Raw genomic sequence first — 19266 nt, 5'->3', positions numbered from 1 at the left:
AGTATGGTTATTTGTCTCTTCTTTTTAATAAATACTTCTTGAAAAAGCAAATATGGGTCTTAACAGATTAAATAGATAATTCCGAGGATAAATCATACATTTTCTTGTCAATTGTATGCGGTTTAGCAAGGGCTTCGATGATATCATAATCTACAAGGCGATTTTGTTCTATCCCTACAGCCCTGCCACCTTTTCCTTCAAGAAGCAATTCCACACCTCTTGCTCCAAGTCGACTTGCCAATACCCGGTCATTTGCCGAAGGAGATCCACCGCGCTGAACATGGCCTAGAACGGTAACACGTGTTTCAACTCCTGCTTTCTCCTCGATTTTCCGGGAGACATCAACAGCACTTCCAACACCTTCAGCAACTATGATGATGCTGTGCTTTTTCCCACGATCATGTCCGCGGTTCAACTTCCCGATCAGCTCGTCCATATCGTAATCATATTCAGGACAAAGAATCGTTTCCGCCCCGCCAGCCAATCCGGCCCAAAGCGCAATATCGCCGGCATTTCTTCCCATTACTTCAACCACATAAGTTCTTTCATGAGAAGTCGCGGTATCCCGAATTTTGTCGATCGCATCGATTACTGTATTTAAGGCCGTATCAAAACCTATGGTAAAATCCGTGCCCGGTATGTCATTATCAATTGTCCCAGGAACTCCGATACAAGGGTAACCCCTTTCAGTCAAAGCCTTCGCCCCTCTGTATGAACCATCGCCACCTATTATGACAATTCCCTCAATACCATGTTTATTAAGTTGTTCTATCGCTTTTAGTTGGCCTTCCTCTGTCCTAAATTCCGGACAGCGAGCCGTATGTAACATTGTACCGCCGCGATGAATGATATCTCCGACCGATCCTAATTCAAGCTTCCTTATATCACCATTTATCAGACCCTGGTAGCCATGATAAATTCCGAAGACCTCCATCTCATGAAAAATTGCTTTCCGGACAACCGCACGGACAGCTGCATTCATACCTGGAGAATCTCCCCCACTTGTCAATACACCTATTCTTTTCATAAAAGTCACCTCTCTACAGCACTAATCAATTTTAAGCTCACAATACCTTCATTATATCATTGTACCCTTTTTCAAGCTTCAATAAGCAGTAACTATCCACTTATCCCTCACTTGATGTTATAAGCCTAACCGATTCTCTTCAGAAATTGAAGTAAAATGGTGCAAAAGTTTACATAATTCACACAAGACGTATTCTATGATTTCCATTAATACATACATATACTTCCAATGAAAGGCTGAAAAAACGTGTTGCCCAAGGCACCACGTTTTTCCAATTGCTAAATGTTTATGAATGCTGTTCCACTTCCTTAGGTTTCCCCTCAGGTTGCTTTTCAAATTCATATTCACCGATTTTCTTGAATTTCATGTAACGCTGGTTAATAAGTTCATCACTGTTCAATGGCAAAAGTTCATTAAATGAACGTGTCAGGATTTCCTTGATGGCTTCCGCCTGTAAATTTGCATCTCTGTGGGCGCCGCCTCTCACCTCTGGAATGATCTCATCGATGACACCTAAGCGATTTAAGTCTGGAGCCGTGATTTTCATCGTTTCCGCAGCCCTCTTAGCCTGAGAAGCATCCTTCCAAAGCAAGGCCGCAGCTCCTTCAGGAGAAATTACCGAGTATGTTGAATTCTCTAGCATGAAAATTCGATCTCCAACTCCAAGTGCCAATGCACCACCGCTTCCGCCTTCACCTATAACAATACTGATGACCGGCACCTTCAGCCCTGCCATTTCGAAAAGATTTTTCGCAATAGCTTCACTTTGTCCGCGCTCTTCAGCAGCTTTACCAGGGAAAGCACCCTTCGTATCAATGAAACAAATAATCGGACGATTGAATTTTTCCGCCTGTTTCATCAGGCGCAAAGCTTTTCGGTAGCCTTCCGGATGGGGCATACCAAAGTTACGTCGGATGTTTTCCTTCGTATCTTTACCCCTTTGATGACCGATGACTGTAACAGCCCGTCCATCAAACTCCGCAATTCCAGCAACAATCGCTTCATCATCCCCATAATAACGATCACCATGAAACTCTAGGAAGTCGCTGAATAATAGCGGGATGTAATCAAGCGTCGTCGGGCGGGCAGGATGCCGGGCAATCTGAACACGATCCCACGGTTTTAAATGGTTATAAATATCCACTTCCAGCTTCTCTAAACGTTTTTCCAACGTTTCGATTTCAACCGAAAGATCTACGTCAGCATCCTTCGTAATTGCCTTCAGCTCTTTAATCTTATTTCTCAGGTCCGTAACAGGACGCTCGAACTCTAATTCATATATCATTACCATTCACCCCCCGGGGCATGGATTTTAAGGATCGTCGTTAAGGTTTCTTTCAATTCCGTACGTTTAACGACCGCATCCAATTGGCCGTGCTTCATCAAGAATTCAGCCGTTTGGAAGTCTTCAGGAAGCTCTTCATGAATCGTCTGTTCAATGATTCTTCGCCCCGCAAAGCCAATCAGGGCTCCAGGTTCGGCAAGGTTAATATCACCGAGTGATGCGAAACTTGCCGAAACCCCGCCTGTGGTAGGGTGGGTCATCATTGAAATGATCAGACCGCCTTCGTTGCTAAGCATCTTTAGTGCAGCACTTGTCTTGGCCATCTGCATCAAGCTTAAAACACCTTCCTGCATCCGAGCGCCGCCTGATGCCGTAAATATGATAAACGGAATCTTCAATTCACCTGCACGTTCAATGGCACGGGTGATTTTTTCCCCAACAACGGAGCCCATGCTACCCATCCGAAAATTGGAATCCATGATGGCTGTTGATACTTGGTAGCCATTGATGCTCCCGACTCCTGTAACAACTGCCTCATTAATTTTAGCTTTCTTTTTATCCTTTTCCAATTTATCCAAGTAATCCGGAAATTCCAGTGGATTAACTGAAATCATTTCTTTATCAAATTCATTAAAACTGCCGGCATCGAATAAACTTTCGATACGCTCATGGGAAGACATCGAATGATGGAACCCACAATGCAGACAGACTTTCTTGTTTTTCACTAATTCTTTTGTATACATGATTTTTTTACAGCCGGGACATTTTGTCATAATTCCTTCTGGTACATCTTGTTTCTCCCGATCTAAAGGAACCGTTGCATACTTCTTCTTAGACTTCGCAAATAGCTCTTTAAGCAAGCTTAATCCTCCCTTTACCACCAATTATCTATTTTTATGATACTTGGTACAAACTATATCAGAAATAAAATTAGTATCGTGTAAAAAGGTGTCACTCGTCCTTCGACATATTTCTAATTCTAATAAGATACGTTTCGATGGCTTTTTCTTCATCCCGTTCAAGCAAATATGTAAGAAGCGCCAGATATTCTTCTTTTCTCACATTACCTTGTACCATCTCTGATGTTCTCGCGTAGCTGTTGATAATGCGCCATATTCTTTCCAGCAATCGATTGCGGTTCAATATGGCAATTCTTAAGAAGAAATCATCATCACGAAACTCGCCTGCTCTGACCCAGGCAATTAATCGTTTGATGTCTTCAGCCGTAGCAAAAAAGGCGACGATCCTTAAACAGTCTATTTCAATCAACCTTTTCGTCTCAGCCAAATCTTCTTGTACCTTTTTGTCTTGCAAAAAAAAGGTTCCCAGAAGCTCGACTAGCTTATGCTCCTGGAAATCCCTGATAAACGTCCCTTCACCACGCCTTGTTTCAATTAACCCTAATAACTCTAAGGCACGGAGTGCTTCACGGACTGAGGAACGACCAACATTCAACCGATCCGATAACTCCCTTTCTGAAGGGATTTTATCTCCCGGCAGGAGGCTGTCCGCTTCAATCATGCTGCGTAGGCTCTCAACAACTTCGAGATAAATTTTGGATGAAGAAGTACGTTCTGCCAAATTAATTATTCCTCACTTTTTCCAATGATCGCTAATTTCCTAGTTTTTTCTTTAATTTCCTCAGGATTCACATGAATTCTAGCCACTCCCGTTTCCATCGCTGCCTTGGCAACTGCAGCTGCAACGGCAGGAGCTACTCTCGCATCAAAAGGAGCAGGAATAACATAGTCTTCGTTTAACTCATGTTCTTCTATTAAACCGGCAATGGCCTGTACTGCAGCTACCTTCATCTTTTCATTGATATGAGTCGCACGTACATCCAAGGCCCCACGGAAAATCCCAGGGAAAGCGAGAACGTTATTAACTTGGTTCGGAAAATCCGAACGGCCCGTTCCAACAACCTTGGCACCCGCTGCTTTCGCTTCCTCCGGCATGATTTCCGGATCTGGATTAGCCATCGCGAATATGATCGCATCCCGGTTCATTGTAGAAACCATTTCTTTAGTTAGCGCACCTGCGGCTGAAACACCTATAAATACATCCGCATCATGAATGACCGCTTCCAAAGGACCTGAAAGCTTATTTCGATTAGTCACTTTCGCCACTTGTTCTTTTATTTCATTCATGCCTGACGAACGGCCCTCATAAATGGCACCTTTCGTGTCACACATGATAATGTCACGAACTCCATAGCTATAAAGCAATTTAATGATTGCAATTCCAGCAGCGCCGGCTCCATTTGCTACCACTTTAATTTCTGATATTGATTTATTCACAAGGCGTAAAGCATTTACAAGACCGGCAACAGTTACAATTGCTGTACCGTGCTGATCATCATGAAAAACAGGAATATTCATTTCTTTCTTAAGTCGTTCTTCAATTTCAAAACAGTTCGGTGCGGCAATGTCCTCTAAATTCACTCCCCCGAATGTTGGCTCGAGTAATTTAACGGTCTCTACAATTTTATCCACATCCGTCGTTTTTAAACAAATTGGAAAAGAGTCCACTCCTGCGAAGCTTTTAAATAATACGGCTTTCCCTTCCATAACTGGCAAAGCGGCTTCAGGGCCAATGTTTCCAAGTCCCAACACTGCCGTTCCATCAGAAATTACTGCGACAGTATTCCCTTTCATCGTATAGTCATATACGGTTTCTGGCTTATCGTAAATTTCTTTACACGGTTCTGCGACACCAGGAGAATAAGCTAGGCTTAAATCTTCGGCATTCCTAACCTGTACTTTTGAAACAGTTTCTAATTTCCCTTGATTCAAGCGATGCATATGTAATGCTTCTTCTCTTAATGTCATATTTTCACTCCTAAACAGATTGGTTAACCCGAAACTATATGCTGAAATCTAGTGGTCAGACCACAGCGGCCTGTTCTCAATATAACATATCTATTAAAGTTGTAAAACAGTTATTCTCTCTTATAAACGACATTCGCTTGTCCAACAGCATTACCTAATGAGGCCATCAGACTGTCTGTTGGATTGACCCAATCCCAATAAGACAGCTGAACATAGCGGTTTTCCCTTTCGTAAAAAAGCATGACCTTCGCTTCGCCGCTATGCTGCATCAAAATTTTTTTTATTTTTTGTAGCGTGTCCTTCGTTTGCTTGTCAGCTTCAATTTTCAGGAAAACAGTTCCATTTCTTTCCTCTTTCATCTGCTTCACTTTTTCAAGCGGGTAGATGTTCCTGACCAGGAGCTGGGTTTTTCCATCCCGTTCTTCCAACGTACCTTGCAGCATAATGAGTTGTCCATGGTTCAAATCTGCAGAATGGTTTTTATACACATTGGGGAAAACTACGGCTTCAATGTCCCCTTCTTCATCACTGACGCTCAAAAAGGCCATCACATCGCCCTTTTTTGTCCTTATCGTTTTTACAGACGTAATATATGCGCCAAGTAAGACTTTCGACTCCTTTTTATTTGTCGCTTCGTCTATGGTCAAACAGCCAAAGTACTGAAAAAGTTCTCTGTAGCTCGTCACCGGATGATTCGATAAATAGAGGCCCAAAGCGCTTTTTTCCAAGTACAGTTTATGTTCGATAGGAATTGGCTCGACACGGTTGTATTTCGGTTTGAGTGAAAACTCGCCATCCGAAAACATATCAAATAGGTCATCGTCTGGATTTACCAGTTCCGTATGGCTGATCGCTACGTCCAAACTAGCCAACAATGTTGCCCGGTCTTCACCGAATTCATCAAATGCACCTGAATGCACTAGCGCCTCCAACACTTTTCTATTTACGATTTTCCCCGATACCCGCAAACAGAAATCGAATAAATCAACGAATTTCTTTTGCCGTCTGGCAGCAAAGATTTCTTTTAAAACTGTACCGCCTATCCCTTTTATGGCTCCGAGACTAAAGCGGATCCCTTCCTTTTCCGGTAAAAAAGGGTAGCCGCTCAAGTTAATTGAGGGGGTCAGAGCGTTTATCCCTTTCTTTTTTGCCTCACGGATATATTGGGAAATCTTTTCCTCGTTCCCGATCACCGATGTCATGAGGGCTGCCATGAAATATTCCGGATGGTGGGTTTTCAAGTAACCTAGCTGATAGGCAATGACACTATATGCGACCGCATGGCTTCGGTTGAATCCGTAGTTAGCAAAGCGGACGATCAAGGTATAAATCTCATCTGCCGTTTTTTCGGAATATCCTTGTTTCAACGCCCCGCTCACAAAATGCTGCCGCTCCTGATCGAGAACATCTTTCTTCTTCTTCGAGACGGCCCGCCGCAGCAGGTCAGCCTCTCCAAGTGTAAATCCAGCCAGCCTAGAGGCAATTTGCATGATTTGTTCTTGATAAACGATGACTCCATATGTAGGCTCAAGAATATCCTTCAAATCCTGGTGCAAGTAATCAATCGGGACCAATCCATGTTTTCGTTCGATGAACAATGGTATGTTTTCCATCGGTCCCGGACGATAAAGAGCATTGACTGCGACGATATCCTCGAATCGGTTCGGTTTCAGCTTGATCAAAACCTTTCTGATACCATCTGATTCAAATTGAAACACTCCAGTCGTTTCACCTCTCCCTAAAAGGGCTAACGTCTCGGGATCATCCATTGGTATATGGGATAAGTCCAGCTTTTTCCCGGTTCCCTTTTGGATATTTTTTAAGATATTATCTAGTAGTGTCAAATTCCGGAGTCCGAGAAAATCCATTTTAAGAAGGCCAAGTTCTTCTAGGAGGTCCATTGGATATTGAGTCAGATGGATGCCGTCATGCCCTTTAGTAATCGGGATATGCTCAGTCAAAGCCTGGTCGCTGATGACGACGCCTGCCGCATGTGTCGACGCATGTCGTGGCAGGCCTTCAAGCAATAACGCCGTTTGAAAAAGTTTTTGATTCAAGTCACTCTCATTAACGAATTCACGCAGCCTTTTCGATTCCTTGAACGCTTCAGGCAGGGTGATGCCCAGACGATTCGGAATCATTTTCGATACAGCTTCCTGTTCCTTTGAATTCAAGCCGAAAACGCGTCCTGTGTCCCTTAATGCAGCTTTGGCAGCTAAAGTGCCGAACGTAATGATTTGTGCTACATGAAGTTCCCCGTATTTCTTCGCGACATAGGCAATCACTTCTTCACGGCGGTTATCAGGAAAATCAATATCGATATCCGGCATCGAGACTCGTTCTGGATTCAGGAAACGCTCGAACAGCAGGGAATGTTCGATTGGATCGACATCCGTTATCGAGAGGACGTAAGCGACCATCGATCCAGCGGCAGATCCCCTTCCAGGCCCTGTCAGGATTAGGTTGTCCTTAGCGAATTTCATGAAGTCCCAAACGATTAAAAAGTAATCGCTGAATTTCATCTTTGCAATGACATCCAACTCATACCGAAGGCGCTCTTCATATTGACTCGATGGCTCTGACAGTCTTTTCTTTAATCCCTGGAAACAGACGGCTTCTAGCATTTCCTCAGCTGTGACGCCAGCTTCAGTAGGGTACTTAGGCAGCAGGGAAAGATGAAACGGAATCTCAAGATTGCATTGCGCGGCAATATGGAGCGTATTTTCAAGTGCATCAGGTCTATCATGGAATAGTTCTGCTATTTGAGCCCGGCTTTTCAGATAAAATTGGCTGGACTCAGGCACCGTGTGCCCCTCATCCCCCAGCTTGTCGCCATTTCCAATGGCCAGCAGCACTTCTTGGGCGAGTGCATCGGTTTCGTTTAAATAATAGACCGGATTCGTCGCTACGGTCTTTATCCCTAAATCTCTCGCCAGCAGACTTATGGCTTCGTTCCCTTTCTCCTCATTCGCAATTGACAGTCTCTGTATCGATACATAAAAGTTATCAGACCCAAAAATCTGCTGAAACCGCTTTGCTGCCTGTTTGGCTTCCTCCGGCCTTTCTTCCCTCAAAAGCAGTTCTATTAGTCCCTCTGCTCCCGGTGTGATGGCTATCAATCCCTTGGAATAGGCTTTGAGCCAGTTCATCGGTATGCCTGACGTAGATTTCGTTTTTATGGCACTGCTTATTTTAAGCAGGTTTTGATATCCTTGTAGATTTTTTGCTAATAACAGAAGTCCATGTGCATTTTCTTGTTCATCCAGGATATCTGCAAGAATGCCGATGATTGGGTTTATTCCCTGTCTCTTGCATTCTTTATAAAAATAGACCGAACCGTACATAACATTTCGATCGGTTAAGGCAAGACTTGTACAGCCATCCGCTTTCGCTTTGGCCACAAGTTCAGTGATCTTCACCGTACTTGTAAGCAGGCTGTATCCGCTCTGAATATGGAGATGAGTATACACGTTTTTTCTCCCACCTTTGTAAGGCATGTTTCTTTTCATTATAGTGTTTATTTCAAAAAAAGAAAATATGTTCTCATTACCAATGCAATTTCCCACCCTGATTTTCGCCGACTATCATAATACCTCTGCACGTCCCATATAAATAGAATAGAAGAATATCAAGCTAAAAAGGATGATGATACATGAATGAAGCCTTTGTTCCAGCCTTTCTCAACAGCTTTTTCATATCGCTTGGCGTTTTGCTTGGCGGCTCGTTAATCGGGGGCCTCGCCGCTTTTTTTACAGGACAAGCCCCGATGACGACTGTGTTCCGGCTATCGGACAGCCTGCGTATTTGGGCGATTGTCGCTGCCATCGGAGGTACATTTGATATGGTCTATAATTTCGAACGCGGTATTTTCCATGGAGAAACGAAGGATATCGTCAAACAGGTCCTATTGATTCTTTCTGCACTTGGCGGAGCACAGACAGGAGCACTGATCATCAACTGGTTCACGCAGGAGCATATTTCATCATGAGGATTCCTCCTTATCACCGGGCACCCACCTGGCAGCGTTTTTTTGCCGGGGCTGCACTAGGCGGATTGCTCAGCTGGGTGATTTTCTTTTATATGTATGGGGTCCAGCAAGAAAAGCAGATCCGGTCCCTTCATGAACAAAGGGAGGAGATTAAGGATCTGAACGAGGAAATCGCCATTTGGGAGCAGGATTATAAAAAATTAAATCAGAAAAATGAAGAGATCTTAACGATTCAGGAAGTTGAAGTAACCATTACGAATGAAAAATACAGCCTCGATCAGCTGAGTATTGCCGAAGCAGAGGACGTGATAGAGGACGATCTTTCCTCACTTCTCGCCAAAGATGTCGTTAGTGTCTATAACGGAAAGTCGCTATTGAAAAAATCGATTGAAAATAAAATCGTGACCATCAATAAAAAGCGTTATCAACTTGAAGTCGTTGAAATCATATTTTATACGAAAATGAACATTGAAATCAAACTGAAAAGGACTACTTCTTAAATGCAGAAAAATATCCATCAAATTTAAAGACCAAATCATATGCGATTTGGTCTTTAAATCATGAAAAACAAAACTATTTACTGTTTTTCATTCCGCTTTATTCAACTCTTCCATATCGGCAAGGATATTATCCACTTCATCCCAAGAATAGATCGAAGCCCCTGCCGCAAGCGGGTGACCTCCTCCATTATATTTACGGGCAATCGTATTGATGATTGGTCCTTTAGAACGGAAACGGACTCTGATTTCTTTATCCTCTTCAATGAAAAAGACCCATGACTTAACATTTTTAATCGAACCGAGCGAGGAAACGAGCTGAGATGCCTCGGATGTAGAAGCATGGAATTTTTCAAGTATATCTTTTGTGATGATCATTTTCCCCGTGCCATATGGAAGGATTTCAAAATGCTGCAGCACATAGCCATTCAACCGAACAATGCTTTCCTCGACGTCATACATCTCCTGATATAACTGCGGGCGGGAGAACGAATAGTGAATCAATTCACTGGCATAGGCAAATGTCTTTTCAGTCGTACTTTGGAATAGGAAACGACCTGTATCGCCAACAATGCCTGCATATAGAAGGCGTGCCGCTTCATCACTCATCTTCAAGCCCTGTTCTTTACCGAACTGGTAAAACTCATAAATCATTTCACTTGTGGAACTTGCGGATGTATCGACCCAACGCATATCCCCATATGGATCTTCATTAGGATGATGATCAATCTTAATCAGTTTATCCCCCGTCGTGTACCGTGCATCACAAATCCGGTCCGTATTTGCGGTGTCACAAACGATGACCAAGGCACCTTGATATGTTTCATCCGAAATCACATCGAGTCTTCTTAAGTAATTCAATGATGGTTCTTCTTTCCCGACCGTGAAAATTCGCTTTTCGGGGAAGGATGCTTTCAGGATTTCCGCCAATCCCCCCTGTGAACCATAAGCGTCCGGATCTGGACGGACATGACGATGGAGAATGATAGTATCATAATGCTTTATATCTGCTAATATTTCAGCTTTCATATAGATCTCTCCTTAACATATGTATTATCGAGCCTAATAAAGATGATATATTTCATTTAATCAAAAAATTGGGGAAATAGGAAGACTCATCTTGTTTACTGTGGCATTCTCCATCATTTCCCGCTACAATAAAAAGGTACATATGTTAAATTGGGGGAATTTTAAACGATGCCTATTCTTGTCACCTTGATTGTAATTTCACTAGGGGTCTATCTGTTTTATAAAATTAAATCGGTACGCACCAAAATGCCGATGGAGAAAAAGTGGATTTCCGGGAAATCTTCCATTGCCCTTGGTACGTTTGTCGCACTATTCGGAATCAATCAGCTGTTTCTCTTCCACACGACCACCACTTATATCATCGCTGCCGTTTTCATCTCTGTTGGCCTATTCAGCGTTTGGGGAGGCTATAAAATGTATAAGTTTTACCTGCCGCATGCGATCGAGGAGGCCGCAAATCAAAAAGGATAATCGAATTTGATTATCCTTTTTGATTTATACATTTTTCATGATCTGTCAAGCAATTGACAAGTTAACATCGCCTTGCCGACAAGCTTGCCTTGGTTATATACCTCGACATCCACTTTTCCGAATTTACGCCCTACATCAAGGACACGTGGATGGATTTCGAGCGTACTGTCGATCTGGACTGGCTTGATGAAATAAATCATCATATTTTCCACGACCAAGTCACCGCGCTTATAGCTTCTAAGTGCCCGATTCGCTGAATCGGTAACCAATGTCGTGAACACACCGCTGGAAATGGTTCCAAGATAATTGGTCATTTGCGGAGTGACACCATAGTTATACACTTCCTCGCCCTTCCCACGATTCGATGTCATCACAAGCTGGCTTGTGATCGTATCATCGATCGTTTCGCCTACCTGAGGCTGTCTTTGACTCATTTGCAGTGCCTTCAGCACATCCTGCCTGCTCACGATCCCCTTTAGGATATGGCTGTCATTAACGACAGGGATCAACTCGATGCCTTCCCAAACCATCATATGGGCAGATGATGCCACACTCGTTTTATCGCCTACAGTCATTGGATTTTTCGTCATGACCTTTTCAATGAGCGTCAACTCTTCCTGACCAATGATATCTTTTGATGTGACCATTCCTTGAACCTTCATATTGTCATCGACAACAGGGAAACGGCTATGCCCTGATTCCTGATTGAGTTCATGCCAAGTCTGAACCCGGTCACCGATTGTTAAAAAGGTCGTTTCCTGAACAGGTGTCAAAATATCCTCCACCAGCAAGATTTCCTTTTTAATCAATTGGTCATAAATCGCCCGATTGATCATGGTTGCGACGGTAAAGGTATCGTAACTTGTTGAAATGACTGGCATCTCCAATTCATCGGCTAACCTTTTAACAGGTTCTTCCGTATCGAACCCCCCGGTAATCAACACCGCTGCACCTGCTTTTAACGCGTTCTCATGGGCCTGGGTACGGTTCCCGACGATCAGCAGATTTCCTGCACCTGTATATCTCATCATGGCATCCAGCTTCATCGCCCCGATGACGAATTTATTTAATGTCTTATGCAATCCGGATTTCCCACCCAGAACTTGTCCGTCCACAATATTAACTACCTCGGCGAACGTTAGCTTTTCAATATTCTCTTTTTTCTTTTTCTCAATGCGAATCGTGCCTACCCGCTCAATGGAGCTCACGTAGCCCTGGTTCTCCGCTTCTTTAATTGCCCGGTACGCCGTACCTTCACTAACATTCAATGCTTTCGCAATTTGACGGACGGAAATCTTTTCGCCAACAGGGAGCCCATCGATATGTTTTAATATTTGTTCATGCTTTGTAGCCAAGCGCTTCACCCTTTTCACGGTATTCCTATTCCCCATTATAAGGTCAAAGAGCCCAGTTTATCAAACAACTACTAATGTTGACGCAACCTTTTGTGTTCAAGCGGTCGCTTTACCTGGTGTTTTTTTGGAGAATATAGAATCCCCGTCAGGTTTCCAGCTACCGCCAACAACGCAAACAATAACCAGGAACCAGCAAACAAGCTCTCCAAACCGCCGCTTTCCAACGACAAGCGCGGCACCGCATAATACAGCATCACACCACATAAAAGCAAACATAGTAATAACCTCTGTTTCATCCAATCCCCCCTTTATCCATTTATTCATTTTATGCCTGTGAAAGGAAAAAAGACTGAACTGAATGAATGAGATTTACTTGCCGATACATCCACTTTGTATTGATTCTTTTTCATAAAAGAGGGTTACATTTACTCGATATACTTAAGAGGGAAAGTTTGAATAGACTGATCATTTCAATAATAGTTACTTTGAGCGCCATAACCATAGCTAGATGTTCTGCAGCAGGTGATAAAGCGGCAGTCAATGGAGAGGAAAACGATTCTAAACAAACAGATAATAAAAAGTTCAAATATAGCCCAATGACCCTCAAAAATATGGATGGCACTTTTGGAGAGAATCAGCAAAATTTAAAGAAAAAGTACAGGTAGATTGCAAGGAGAACGGGAAGCAGCTGAATAGGTAAAACAACAGGATCTATCTTCGTTTTAATGCAGAGTTGATTGGAAAGGGTGTGCGAAACTCCAGCGGACAGCCCGCGGAAAGCGAGTGCATGGAAGGAAAATCAACGGTCAAATTTTACAAACCTAAAAAAACTGTAGACAAACTCCATTATCATCGAGCTTGTCTACAGTCTGACGGGAGCCCCAAAGGCTCCCGCTCCTTTTATACGTCTATTTCATCTCCAGCTTCCATGATTAGTCCATTTCCCTCTTCAAGCAGGTCAATGAATTGGTTAGGATCCTGTTTGATGACAGGAAAAGTATTGTAATGAATCGGCACAACTTGTTTAGCTTGAAGGAATTTCGCTGCAAGTGCCGCATCTTCCGGCCCCATGGTGTAATTGTCTCCGATTGGCAAAAATGCAAGATCAATAGGATGTCGCTCCCCGATCAGTTTCATATCGGAAAATACCCCTGTATCCCCTGCATGATAGATAGTTTTCCCTTCTATTGTAAGTAACACGCCGGCAGGCATCCCTAAATAAATGATTTGTCCGTCCTCAGTACTGAATCCCGTTCCATGGAAAGCAGGCGTCAGTTTCACTTTTCCAAATTCGAACTCGAAAGCTCCACCGATGCTCATCCCGTGTGTTCGAACCCCTTGAGCACCAAGGTAGTCAGCTATCTCTGCAACGCCAATGACAAGTGCATCATGTTTCTTAGCCAATTCAACCGTGTCACCAACGTGGTCATTATGACCATGTGTTAGGATGATCACATCCGGTTTTACGTCTTCCACCTTCAAATCGGTTAGTTCGTTTCCAGTAATGAACGGATCGAATAAAATCGTTTTACCACTCGTTTCGACTTTTACAATTGCATGTCCATGAAAAGATACTTTCATTTCTGATGCTCCTTTCGCATACCCACTAATTTTAAAATCATTAATCTAACTTAGGACTTTCCCATTTACTATGCTTTTAAATATTGCTAAGGTAATTATATCTTATTACTGGAGGTATCGTCATGAATGAACGTTTGACAGAACTACAAAATTGGCTTCAGGCCAATGAGGCGGAAGCCGCTTTACTTACATCCACGGAGAGCATTTTCTATTTAAGCGGATTTTTTAGTGACCCTCATGAAAGATTGCTTGCACTGGCCATTTTTGCAAATGCCGACCCATTCCTGGTCTGCCCGCAAATGGAAGTTCCCGATGCTAAACAGGCTGGATGGAATGGTGATATCATCGGATACACCGACATTGAAAATCCATGGGAAAAAGTTAAGCAAGCAGTCGTGAAACGCGGGTTAACGATTAATAAAATGGCCATTGAAAAAGAGCATATGAACGTAGACCGCTATGAACAAGTGCAACATCACTTCGAAGAGCCAAAACTCGTTTCAGCAGAAGAAAAACTCCAAGAGATGCGCATGATCAAGTCGGAAGATGAAATGGTCAAAATTCGTGAAGCATGCAGACTTGCCGACTTTGCAATTGAAGTTGGTGTCAGTGAAATCCATGAAGGTAAAACGGAAATGGAAATCCTTGCAGCGATTGAATTTGAATTGAAAAAGGCTGGAGTCAGCCAAATGTCATTCTCTACGATGGTCCTGACTGGTAAAAATGGTGCCTCCCCTCATGGTACACCAGGAAATACGAAAGTTCAGCGCGGAGACCTTGTCCTCTTTGACTTAGGCGTCGTTCATGAAGGGTACTGCTCTGACATCACTAGAACCGTTGCTTACGGGGACATCAATGATAAACAGGCAGAAATATATGAAACTGTACTTAGGGCACAAGAAGCGGCCGTCATGGCCAGCAAACCTGGTGTTTCCTGCTCCGAGATTGATTTAACCGCCCGAAACATCATAAGGAATAAAGGATACGGTGAATTCTTCCCTCATAGGCTCGGCCACGGACTTGGGATCAGCGTCCATGAATACCCATCCTTGACCGAAACGAATTCCCTTGAACTTCAATCGGGAATGGTTTACACAATCGAACCTGGTATATATGTTCCAAATGTTGCAGGTGTCAGGATTGAAGATGATCTATTAATCACCGATACCGGCTGTGAAGTTTTGACCAAATATCCGAAGAGCCTGCAAATCATAAAATGATAATGAACTCGGATAACCCCGTCCTCATTTGAGGCGGGGTTATCCTTTTATTATATAAATCGGTATCATTCCAGGAAATCCATTGAAACAATAGGAAAAATATATATGGAAGAATCCGGCTCACATTGATAATTTTGAAGCACTCAAAGAAAAATGCCTCTCTAGTTACATGAAAGAAAAGGTGGGCCTCGTCAAAACAAGTTCGCTATTATGAATCAATGTTTCAATCAAGATTTCTATCCATAGGATAAACATTCGCTAATTTGTTATAATTGAAATAAGAGCCATATGGTAAATAGTAGTACAATAGGAATGAAATAGAAGGAGGAGAAACACGATGAATAGTATAGATTATAAAAATATTCTAGTAGCAGTGGACGGTTCAGAAGAGGCGGAGTGGGCCTTAAAAAAGGCAATCTATTTGGCAAAACTCAGTGACGCGACCCTTGTGCTTGCACACATCGTTGACACCAGGAATTTCCCTACTATTGAAGCGTATGATATGACACTCCGTGAGCGTTCTGATACCTTTGCCAATGAACTATTGGAAAAGTATAGAACGGAAGCCATTGCATCTGGGATTGCAAACGTCCAAACGGAAGTGGCATATGGTTCTCCCAAAGTTCAAATCCCAAGAGATTTAGCAAAAAAACATTCAATCGATCTAATTGTATGCGGTGCAACTGGCCTTAATGCAGTCGAACGTTTCCTGATCGGCAGTGTGTCGGAAGGCATCGTTCGCCATTCAAACTGTGATGTAATTATCGTGCGTACGAATATGGATAAAAAATAATCATAAAAAAACTCGTTCGCCAAATTGGTGAACGAGCTTTTTTGCTGTTATTTACTTACCAGTTTTTCCGCTTTTTCAATCGCCAGCTGAACTTGCGCAAAGCCTGTACCGCCAGCACTATTACGGCGTTTAACGGCTTCGTAAGGATTTAATGCATCGTAGATATCCTCGGCAAACAACTCCGAAGCTTCCTGGAATTGTTCGATGCTAAGATCTACCAAATAGCAACCATTCTGAACACAGTACAATACAAGTTTCCCTACAACTTCGTGTGCCTTACGGAATGGCATTCCCTTTGAAGCTAGATAATCAGCTAATTCCGTCGCATTCGAGAAATCATTCTTTGTTGCTTTTTCCATGACGTCCGTTTTCACTTTCATTGTTGTAATCATGCCGGCAAATATCTTAAGCGAACCAACAATGGTCTTAACCGTATCAAATACGCCTTCTTTATCTTCTTGCATATCTTTGTTATAAGCAAGCGGCAGTCCTTTTAACACAGTCAATAGCCCTGTTAAATTACCATAAACCCTTCCAGTTTTTCCACGGATCAATTCCGCCATATCGGGGTTTTTCTTCTGCGGCATGATGCTACTTCCCGTTGAAAACGCATCATCCAATTCAACGAATTGGAATTCCTGGCTTGACCAAAGTATGATTTCTTCGCTGAAACGGGATAAATGCATCATCATGGTCGCACTGTTGCTCATGAATTCAATGGCAAAATCACGATCACTTACCGCATCAAGGCTATTTTCGTAAATACCATCAAAACCTAATAGTTCGGCACTAAGCGCACGGTCAATCGGGAAAGTCGTCCCAGCTAATGCCCCAGCACCCAATGGAGAAATATTAATTCTTTTGAAGCTCTCGGTGAAGCGTTGCTTATCACGCTCAAGCATCCAAAAATAAGCCATTAAATGATGGGCAAAAGAGATTGGTTGTGCCCGCTGTAAATGTGTATAACCTGGAATTAATGTTTCCACATTTTTCTTCGCTTGTCCCAAAATCGCTTCTTGTAAGTCATTGATGAGTTCTTGAATCACTTTCGTTTGGTTCCGCATATATAGATGAAGATCTGTTGCAACTTGGTCATTACGGCTTCTTCCTGTATGAAGCTTTCCGCCCACTGGTCCAATTTCGTCTATAAGCATACTTTCCAGGTTAAGATGGATATCCTCCATCTCAACCTTAAAAGTCAACTCACCCTTTTCAGCTTTTTCCTGTAAACTTTTCAGACCTGCAATAATCTGATCCGCATCTTCTTCAGGTAAAATGCTGCATTTCTTTAACATGGTTACATGAGCTAAACTCCCTTGAATATCCTCAAGGACAAGTTCCTGGTCAAAGGATATGGAAGCTCCAAACTCGTCTACCCATTCTTCTGCAGACTTCGTGAATCTTCCTCCCCAAAGCTTGCTGCTCACACTGTCACCTTCTTGTTATTGACCATGCTGTTCACTTTCGTTGGAAGTCCCCATAACTTAATGAATCCAACTGCTGCATCATGATCGAATTCGTCAGCTTTTGTATAGGTGGCCAATTTTTCATCATATAGGGAGTACTCGGACTTTCTTCCTTCCACGATCGCATGACCTTTGAATAGTTTCACACGAACTGTACCCGTTACATTCACTTGCGTTTCTTTCAAGAAAGCGGCCAATGCTTTTTGAAGCGGAGAGAACCAAAGACCTTCATAAATCAATTCAGTCATTTTCTTCTCGATCACTGGTTTGAAGTGAGCCAGTTCTTTTACAAGTGTGATATCTTCAAGTTCTTTATGTGCAGCGATCAATGTCATCGCCCCAGGAGCTTCATAGACTTCACGAGATTTGATTCCTACTAATCTATTTTCCACGTGGTCGATACGTCCAACTCCGTGCTTACCTGCAATCTCATTCAATTTAACAATCAAATCAGCCAATTTATAGTTTTTGTCATTCAATGTAACCGGTACACCTTGTTCAAATCCAATTTCAATGATATCAGCTGTATCCGGCGTGTTTTCAAGACTTACAGTCAAGTCATAAGCATCTTCTGGTGGAGCTGCCCATGGATCTTCCAGGATTCCACATTCGTTGCTTCTTCCCCAAAGGTTTTGGTCAATAGAGAATGGACTCGCCAAGCCGATTGGAACAGGAATTCCATTTTTTGCTGCATATTCAATCTCCTCTTCACGAGACCATTTCCAGTCACGAACAGGTGCAAGAACCTCTAAATTAGGATTCAAAGCTGAAATGGATACTTCGAAACGCACTTGGTCATTTCCTTTTCCCGTACAACCGTGCGCAACAGCTACCGCATTTTCCGCTTCAGCCACTTCCACTAATTTTTTAGCGATCAGCGGACGTGATAAAGCTGATACCAATGGATATTTGCCTTCATACAAAGTATGTGCCTGAAGAGCCGTCAATGCGAATTCATCAGCGAATTCATCTTTCGCATCAATCACATATGAACTAACCGCACCAACTGTTATTGCTTTTTCTTTAATGAAATCCAAATCTTTTCCTTCTCCGACATCCAAGCAGCATGCCACAACTTCGTATCCTTGATCTTGTAACCATTTAATTGCAACGGAAGTATCCAAACCTCCGGAATATGCTAAAACCACTTTTTGATTTCCCATTTTCATCGTCCCTTTCATGTGAATAAAAATTCATCTGTTGTTATTTTTATTCAATCTATGATTAGTACTTTATCATTTTTACAAAAGGAATACAAGGGGTATTTTAAAGATTTAGCTAAATAATATGTTAATTTTCCGGGGAATTTCATACATTGTATACAGCCACTAAAATATAGTAAACTAGGAGTATGAAAAAACGATAAGCGGAGGGAATATGAAAGAGCTATTTACCTATGATGAACGGCTTGGCATCCCCATTCCTGATCTGCGCCTAGAGTGGGATGAATATACAAAAGGCGAGCAACAGCAAATACTTGTGCACTGGGAGAATATCCGTGGGGGCATCCCAGACCGCATCAAGGAACTGGAATCCATGATAAACCGAAAGCAGCTTCAGCTCTCCGATGAGAGTAATTTCGCAAAATCATGTCAGCTCAATTCCGAAATTGCGGAATTTGCTTCCATCATCAATGACTTGTGGCTTTGGTATCGGGCCAATCAAGGCGTGAGTGAAAAGATGCATAATTAAGGCCTATTTCATGCAAAAAAAAGCCACAGTTTTA

At 42.7% G+C, this 19266-nt stretch carries 19 protein-coding genes; 7 read left to right on the top strand and 12 right to left on the bottom strand.

The annotated features are described in order from the left end of the window. Positions 1–67: 67 nt before the first annotated feature. From pfkA to dnaE, 6 genes are all read right to left on the bottom strand, one after another. Positions 68–1027, bottom strand: coding sequence for a 6-phosphofructokinase (pfkA, locus tag ACQKMH_RS02800; RefSeq protein WP_427585986.1), 960 nt, complete (start codon positions 1025–1027; stop codon positions 68–70). Positions 1028–1313: 286 nt separating this feature from the next. Further along, a complete protein-coding gene (gene accA / locus ACQKMH_RS02795; protein ID WP_427585985.1) occupies positions 1314–2312 on the bottom strand; it encodes an acetyl-CoA carboxylase carboxyl transferase subunit alpha in 999 nt (332 codons plus the stop codon). Beyond that, positions 2312–3172: an acetyl-CoA carboxylase, carboxyltransferase subunit beta gene (gene accD, locus ACQKMH_RS02790; RefSeq protein ID WP_427585984.1), complete on the bottom strand. Its 861-nt coding sequence runs from the start codon at positions 3170–3172 to the stop codon at positions 2312–2314. The genes accA and accD overlap by 1 nt, the downstream gene beginning before the upstream one ends. Before the next feature lie 91 nt (positions 3173–3263). Next, entirely contained in the window at positions 3264–3893 is a 630-nt protein-coding gene (locus tag ACQKMH_RS02785) for a FadR/GntR family transcriptional regulator (RefSeq protein WP_290370499.1), read from the bottom strand. Between the two features lie 5 nt (positions 3894–3898). Next, positions 3899–5140 (bottom strand): NAD(P)-dependent malic enzyme, encoded by a 1242-nt coding sequence (locus ACQKMH_RS02780; RefSeq protein WP_427585983.1) that lies wholly within the window; start codon positions 5138–5140, stop codon positions 3899–3901. A gap of 110 nt (positions 5141–5250) precedes the next feature. Further along, on the bottom strand, positions 5251–8610 hold the full coding sequence (dnaE, locus tag ACQKMH_RS02775) for a DNA polymerase III subunit alpha (protein ID WP_427585982.1): 3360 nt from the start codon (positions 8608–8610) through the stop codon (positions 5251–5253). 182 nt (positions 8611–8792) lie between these two features. On the opposite strand from dnaE, the gene ACQKMH_RS02770 reads away from it, so the two are divergent. Both ACQKMH_RS02770 and ytrI read left to right on the top strand, forming a co-directional pair. Then, the gene (locus tag ACQKMH_RS02770) at positions 8793–9128 is read left to right on the top strand and encodes a YtrH family sporulation protein (protein ID WP_230154703.1); all 336 of its coding nucleotides are present in this window, start codon (positions 8793–8795) and stop codon (positions 9126–9128) included. Continuing rightward, positions 9125–9628: a sporulation membrane protein YtrI gene (gene ytrI, locus ACQKMH_RS02765; protein ID WP_427585981.1), complete on the top strand. Its 504-nt coding sequence runs from the start codon at positions 9125–9127 to the stop codon at positions 9626–9628. Before ACQKMH_RS02770 ends, ytrI begins: the two co-directional genes overlap by 4 nt. 87 nt (positions 9629–9715) lie before the next feature. On the opposite strand, the gene ACQKMH_RS02760 is transcribed toward ytrI, so the two are convergent. Next, positions 9716–10654 (bottom strand): DHH family phosphoesterase, encoded by a 939-nt coding sequence (locus tag ACQKMH_RS02760; protein ID WP_427585980.1) that lies wholly within the window; start codon positions 10652–10654, stop codon positions 9716–9718. A 168-nt stretch (positions 10655–10822) separates the two neighbouring features. Between ACQKMH_RS02760 and ACQKMH_RS02755 the strand changes: the two genes are divergently transcribed. Continuing rightward, on the top strand, positions 10823–11125 hold the full coding sequence (locus tag ACQKMH_RS02755) for a YtpI family protein (protein WP_427585979.1): 303 nt from the start codon (positions 10823–10825) through the stop codon (positions 11123–11125). Positions 11126–11160: 35 nt separating this feature from the next. On the opposite strand, the gene ACQKMH_RS02750 is transcribed toward ACQKMH_RS02755, so the two are convergent. Together ACQKMH_RS02750 and ACQKMH_RS02745 are read right to left on the bottom strand one after the other, a co-directional pair. Next, positions 11161–12480: a DRTGG domain-containing protein gene (locus tag ACQKMH_RS02750; RefSeq protein ID WP_427585978.1), complete on the bottom strand. Its 1320-nt coding sequence runs from the start codon at positions 12478–12480 to the stop codon at positions 11161–11163. Between the two features lie 96 nt (positions 12481–12576). Then, positions 12577–12756: a hypothetical protein gene (locus ACQKMH_RS02745; RefSeq protein WP_427585977.1), complete on the bottom strand. Its 180-nt coding sequence runs from the start codon at positions 12754–12756 to the stop codon at positions 12577–12579. Positions 12757–12932: 176 nt separating this feature from the next. Between ACQKMH_RS02745 and ACQKMH_RS02740 the strand changes: the two genes are divergently transcribed. Then, on the top strand, positions 12933–13145 hold the full coding sequence (locus tag ACQKMH_RS02740) for a hypothetical protein (protein ID WP_427585976.1): 213 nt from the start codon (positions 12933–12935) through the stop codon (positions 13143–13145). A 235-nt stretch (positions 13146–13380) separates the two neighbouring features. On the opposite strand, the gene ACQKMH_RS02735 is transcribed toward ACQKMH_RS02740, so the two are convergent. After that, positions 13381–14061 (bottom strand): metal-dependent hydrolase, encoded by a 681-nt coding sequence (locus tag ACQKMH_RS02735; RefSeq protein ID WP_427585975.1) that lies wholly within the window; start codon positions 14059–14061, stop codon positions 13381–13383. 122 nt (positions 14062–14183) lie between these two features. On the opposite strand from ACQKMH_RS02735, the gene ACQKMH_RS02730 reads away from it, so the two are divergent. Beyond that, positions 14184–15281 carry a M24 family metallopeptidase gene (locus tag ACQKMH_RS02730; protein WP_427585974.1) on the top strand — a complete coding sequence of 366 codons (1098 nt, stop codon included), beginning with the start codon at positions 14184–14186 and terminating at the stop codon, positions 15279–15281. 337 nt (positions 15282–15618) lie between these two features. Continuing rightward, entirely contained in the window at positions 15619–16074 is a 456-nt protein-coding gene (locus tag ACQKMH_RS02725; protein ID WP_427585973.1) for a universal stress protein, read from the top strand. Between the two features lie 47 nt (positions 16075–16121). Here ACQKMH_RS02725 and argH read toward each other — a convergent pair whose 3' ends face one another. Both argH and ACQKMH_RS02715 read right to left on the bottom strand, forming a co-directional pair. After that, entirely contained in the window at positions 16122–17501 is a 1380-nt protein-coding gene (argH, locus tag ACQKMH_RS02720; RefSeq protein WP_427585972.1) for an argininosuccinate lyase, read from the bottom strand. After that, positions 17498–18703, bottom strand: a complete 1206-nt coding sequence (locus ACQKMH_RS02715) for an argininosuccinate synthase (protein WP_427585971.1) — start codon at positions 18701–18703, stop codon at positions 17498–17500. Before ACQKMH_RS02715 ends, argH begins: the two co-directional genes overlap by 4 nt. Positions 18704–18917: 214 nt before the next feature. Between ACQKMH_RS02715 and ACQKMH_RS02710 the strand changes: the two genes are divergently transcribed. Then, positions 18918–19232 (top strand): hypothetical protein, encoded by a 315-nt coding sequence (locus tag ACQKMH_RS02710; protein WP_427585970.1) that lies wholly within the window; start codon positions 18918–18920, stop codon positions 19230–19232. Positions 19233–19266 lie beyond the last annotated feature (34 nt).

The sequence above is a fragment of the Peribacillus sp. NPDC097895 genome (genome assembly GCF_050277555.1).
Taxonomy (GTDB): domain Bacteria; phylum Bacillota; class Bacilli; order Bacillales; family DSM-1321; genus Peribacillus.
Note: the sequence above shows the minus strand (reverse complement) of the source record. Positions and strands in the feature narration are given on the sequence as shown.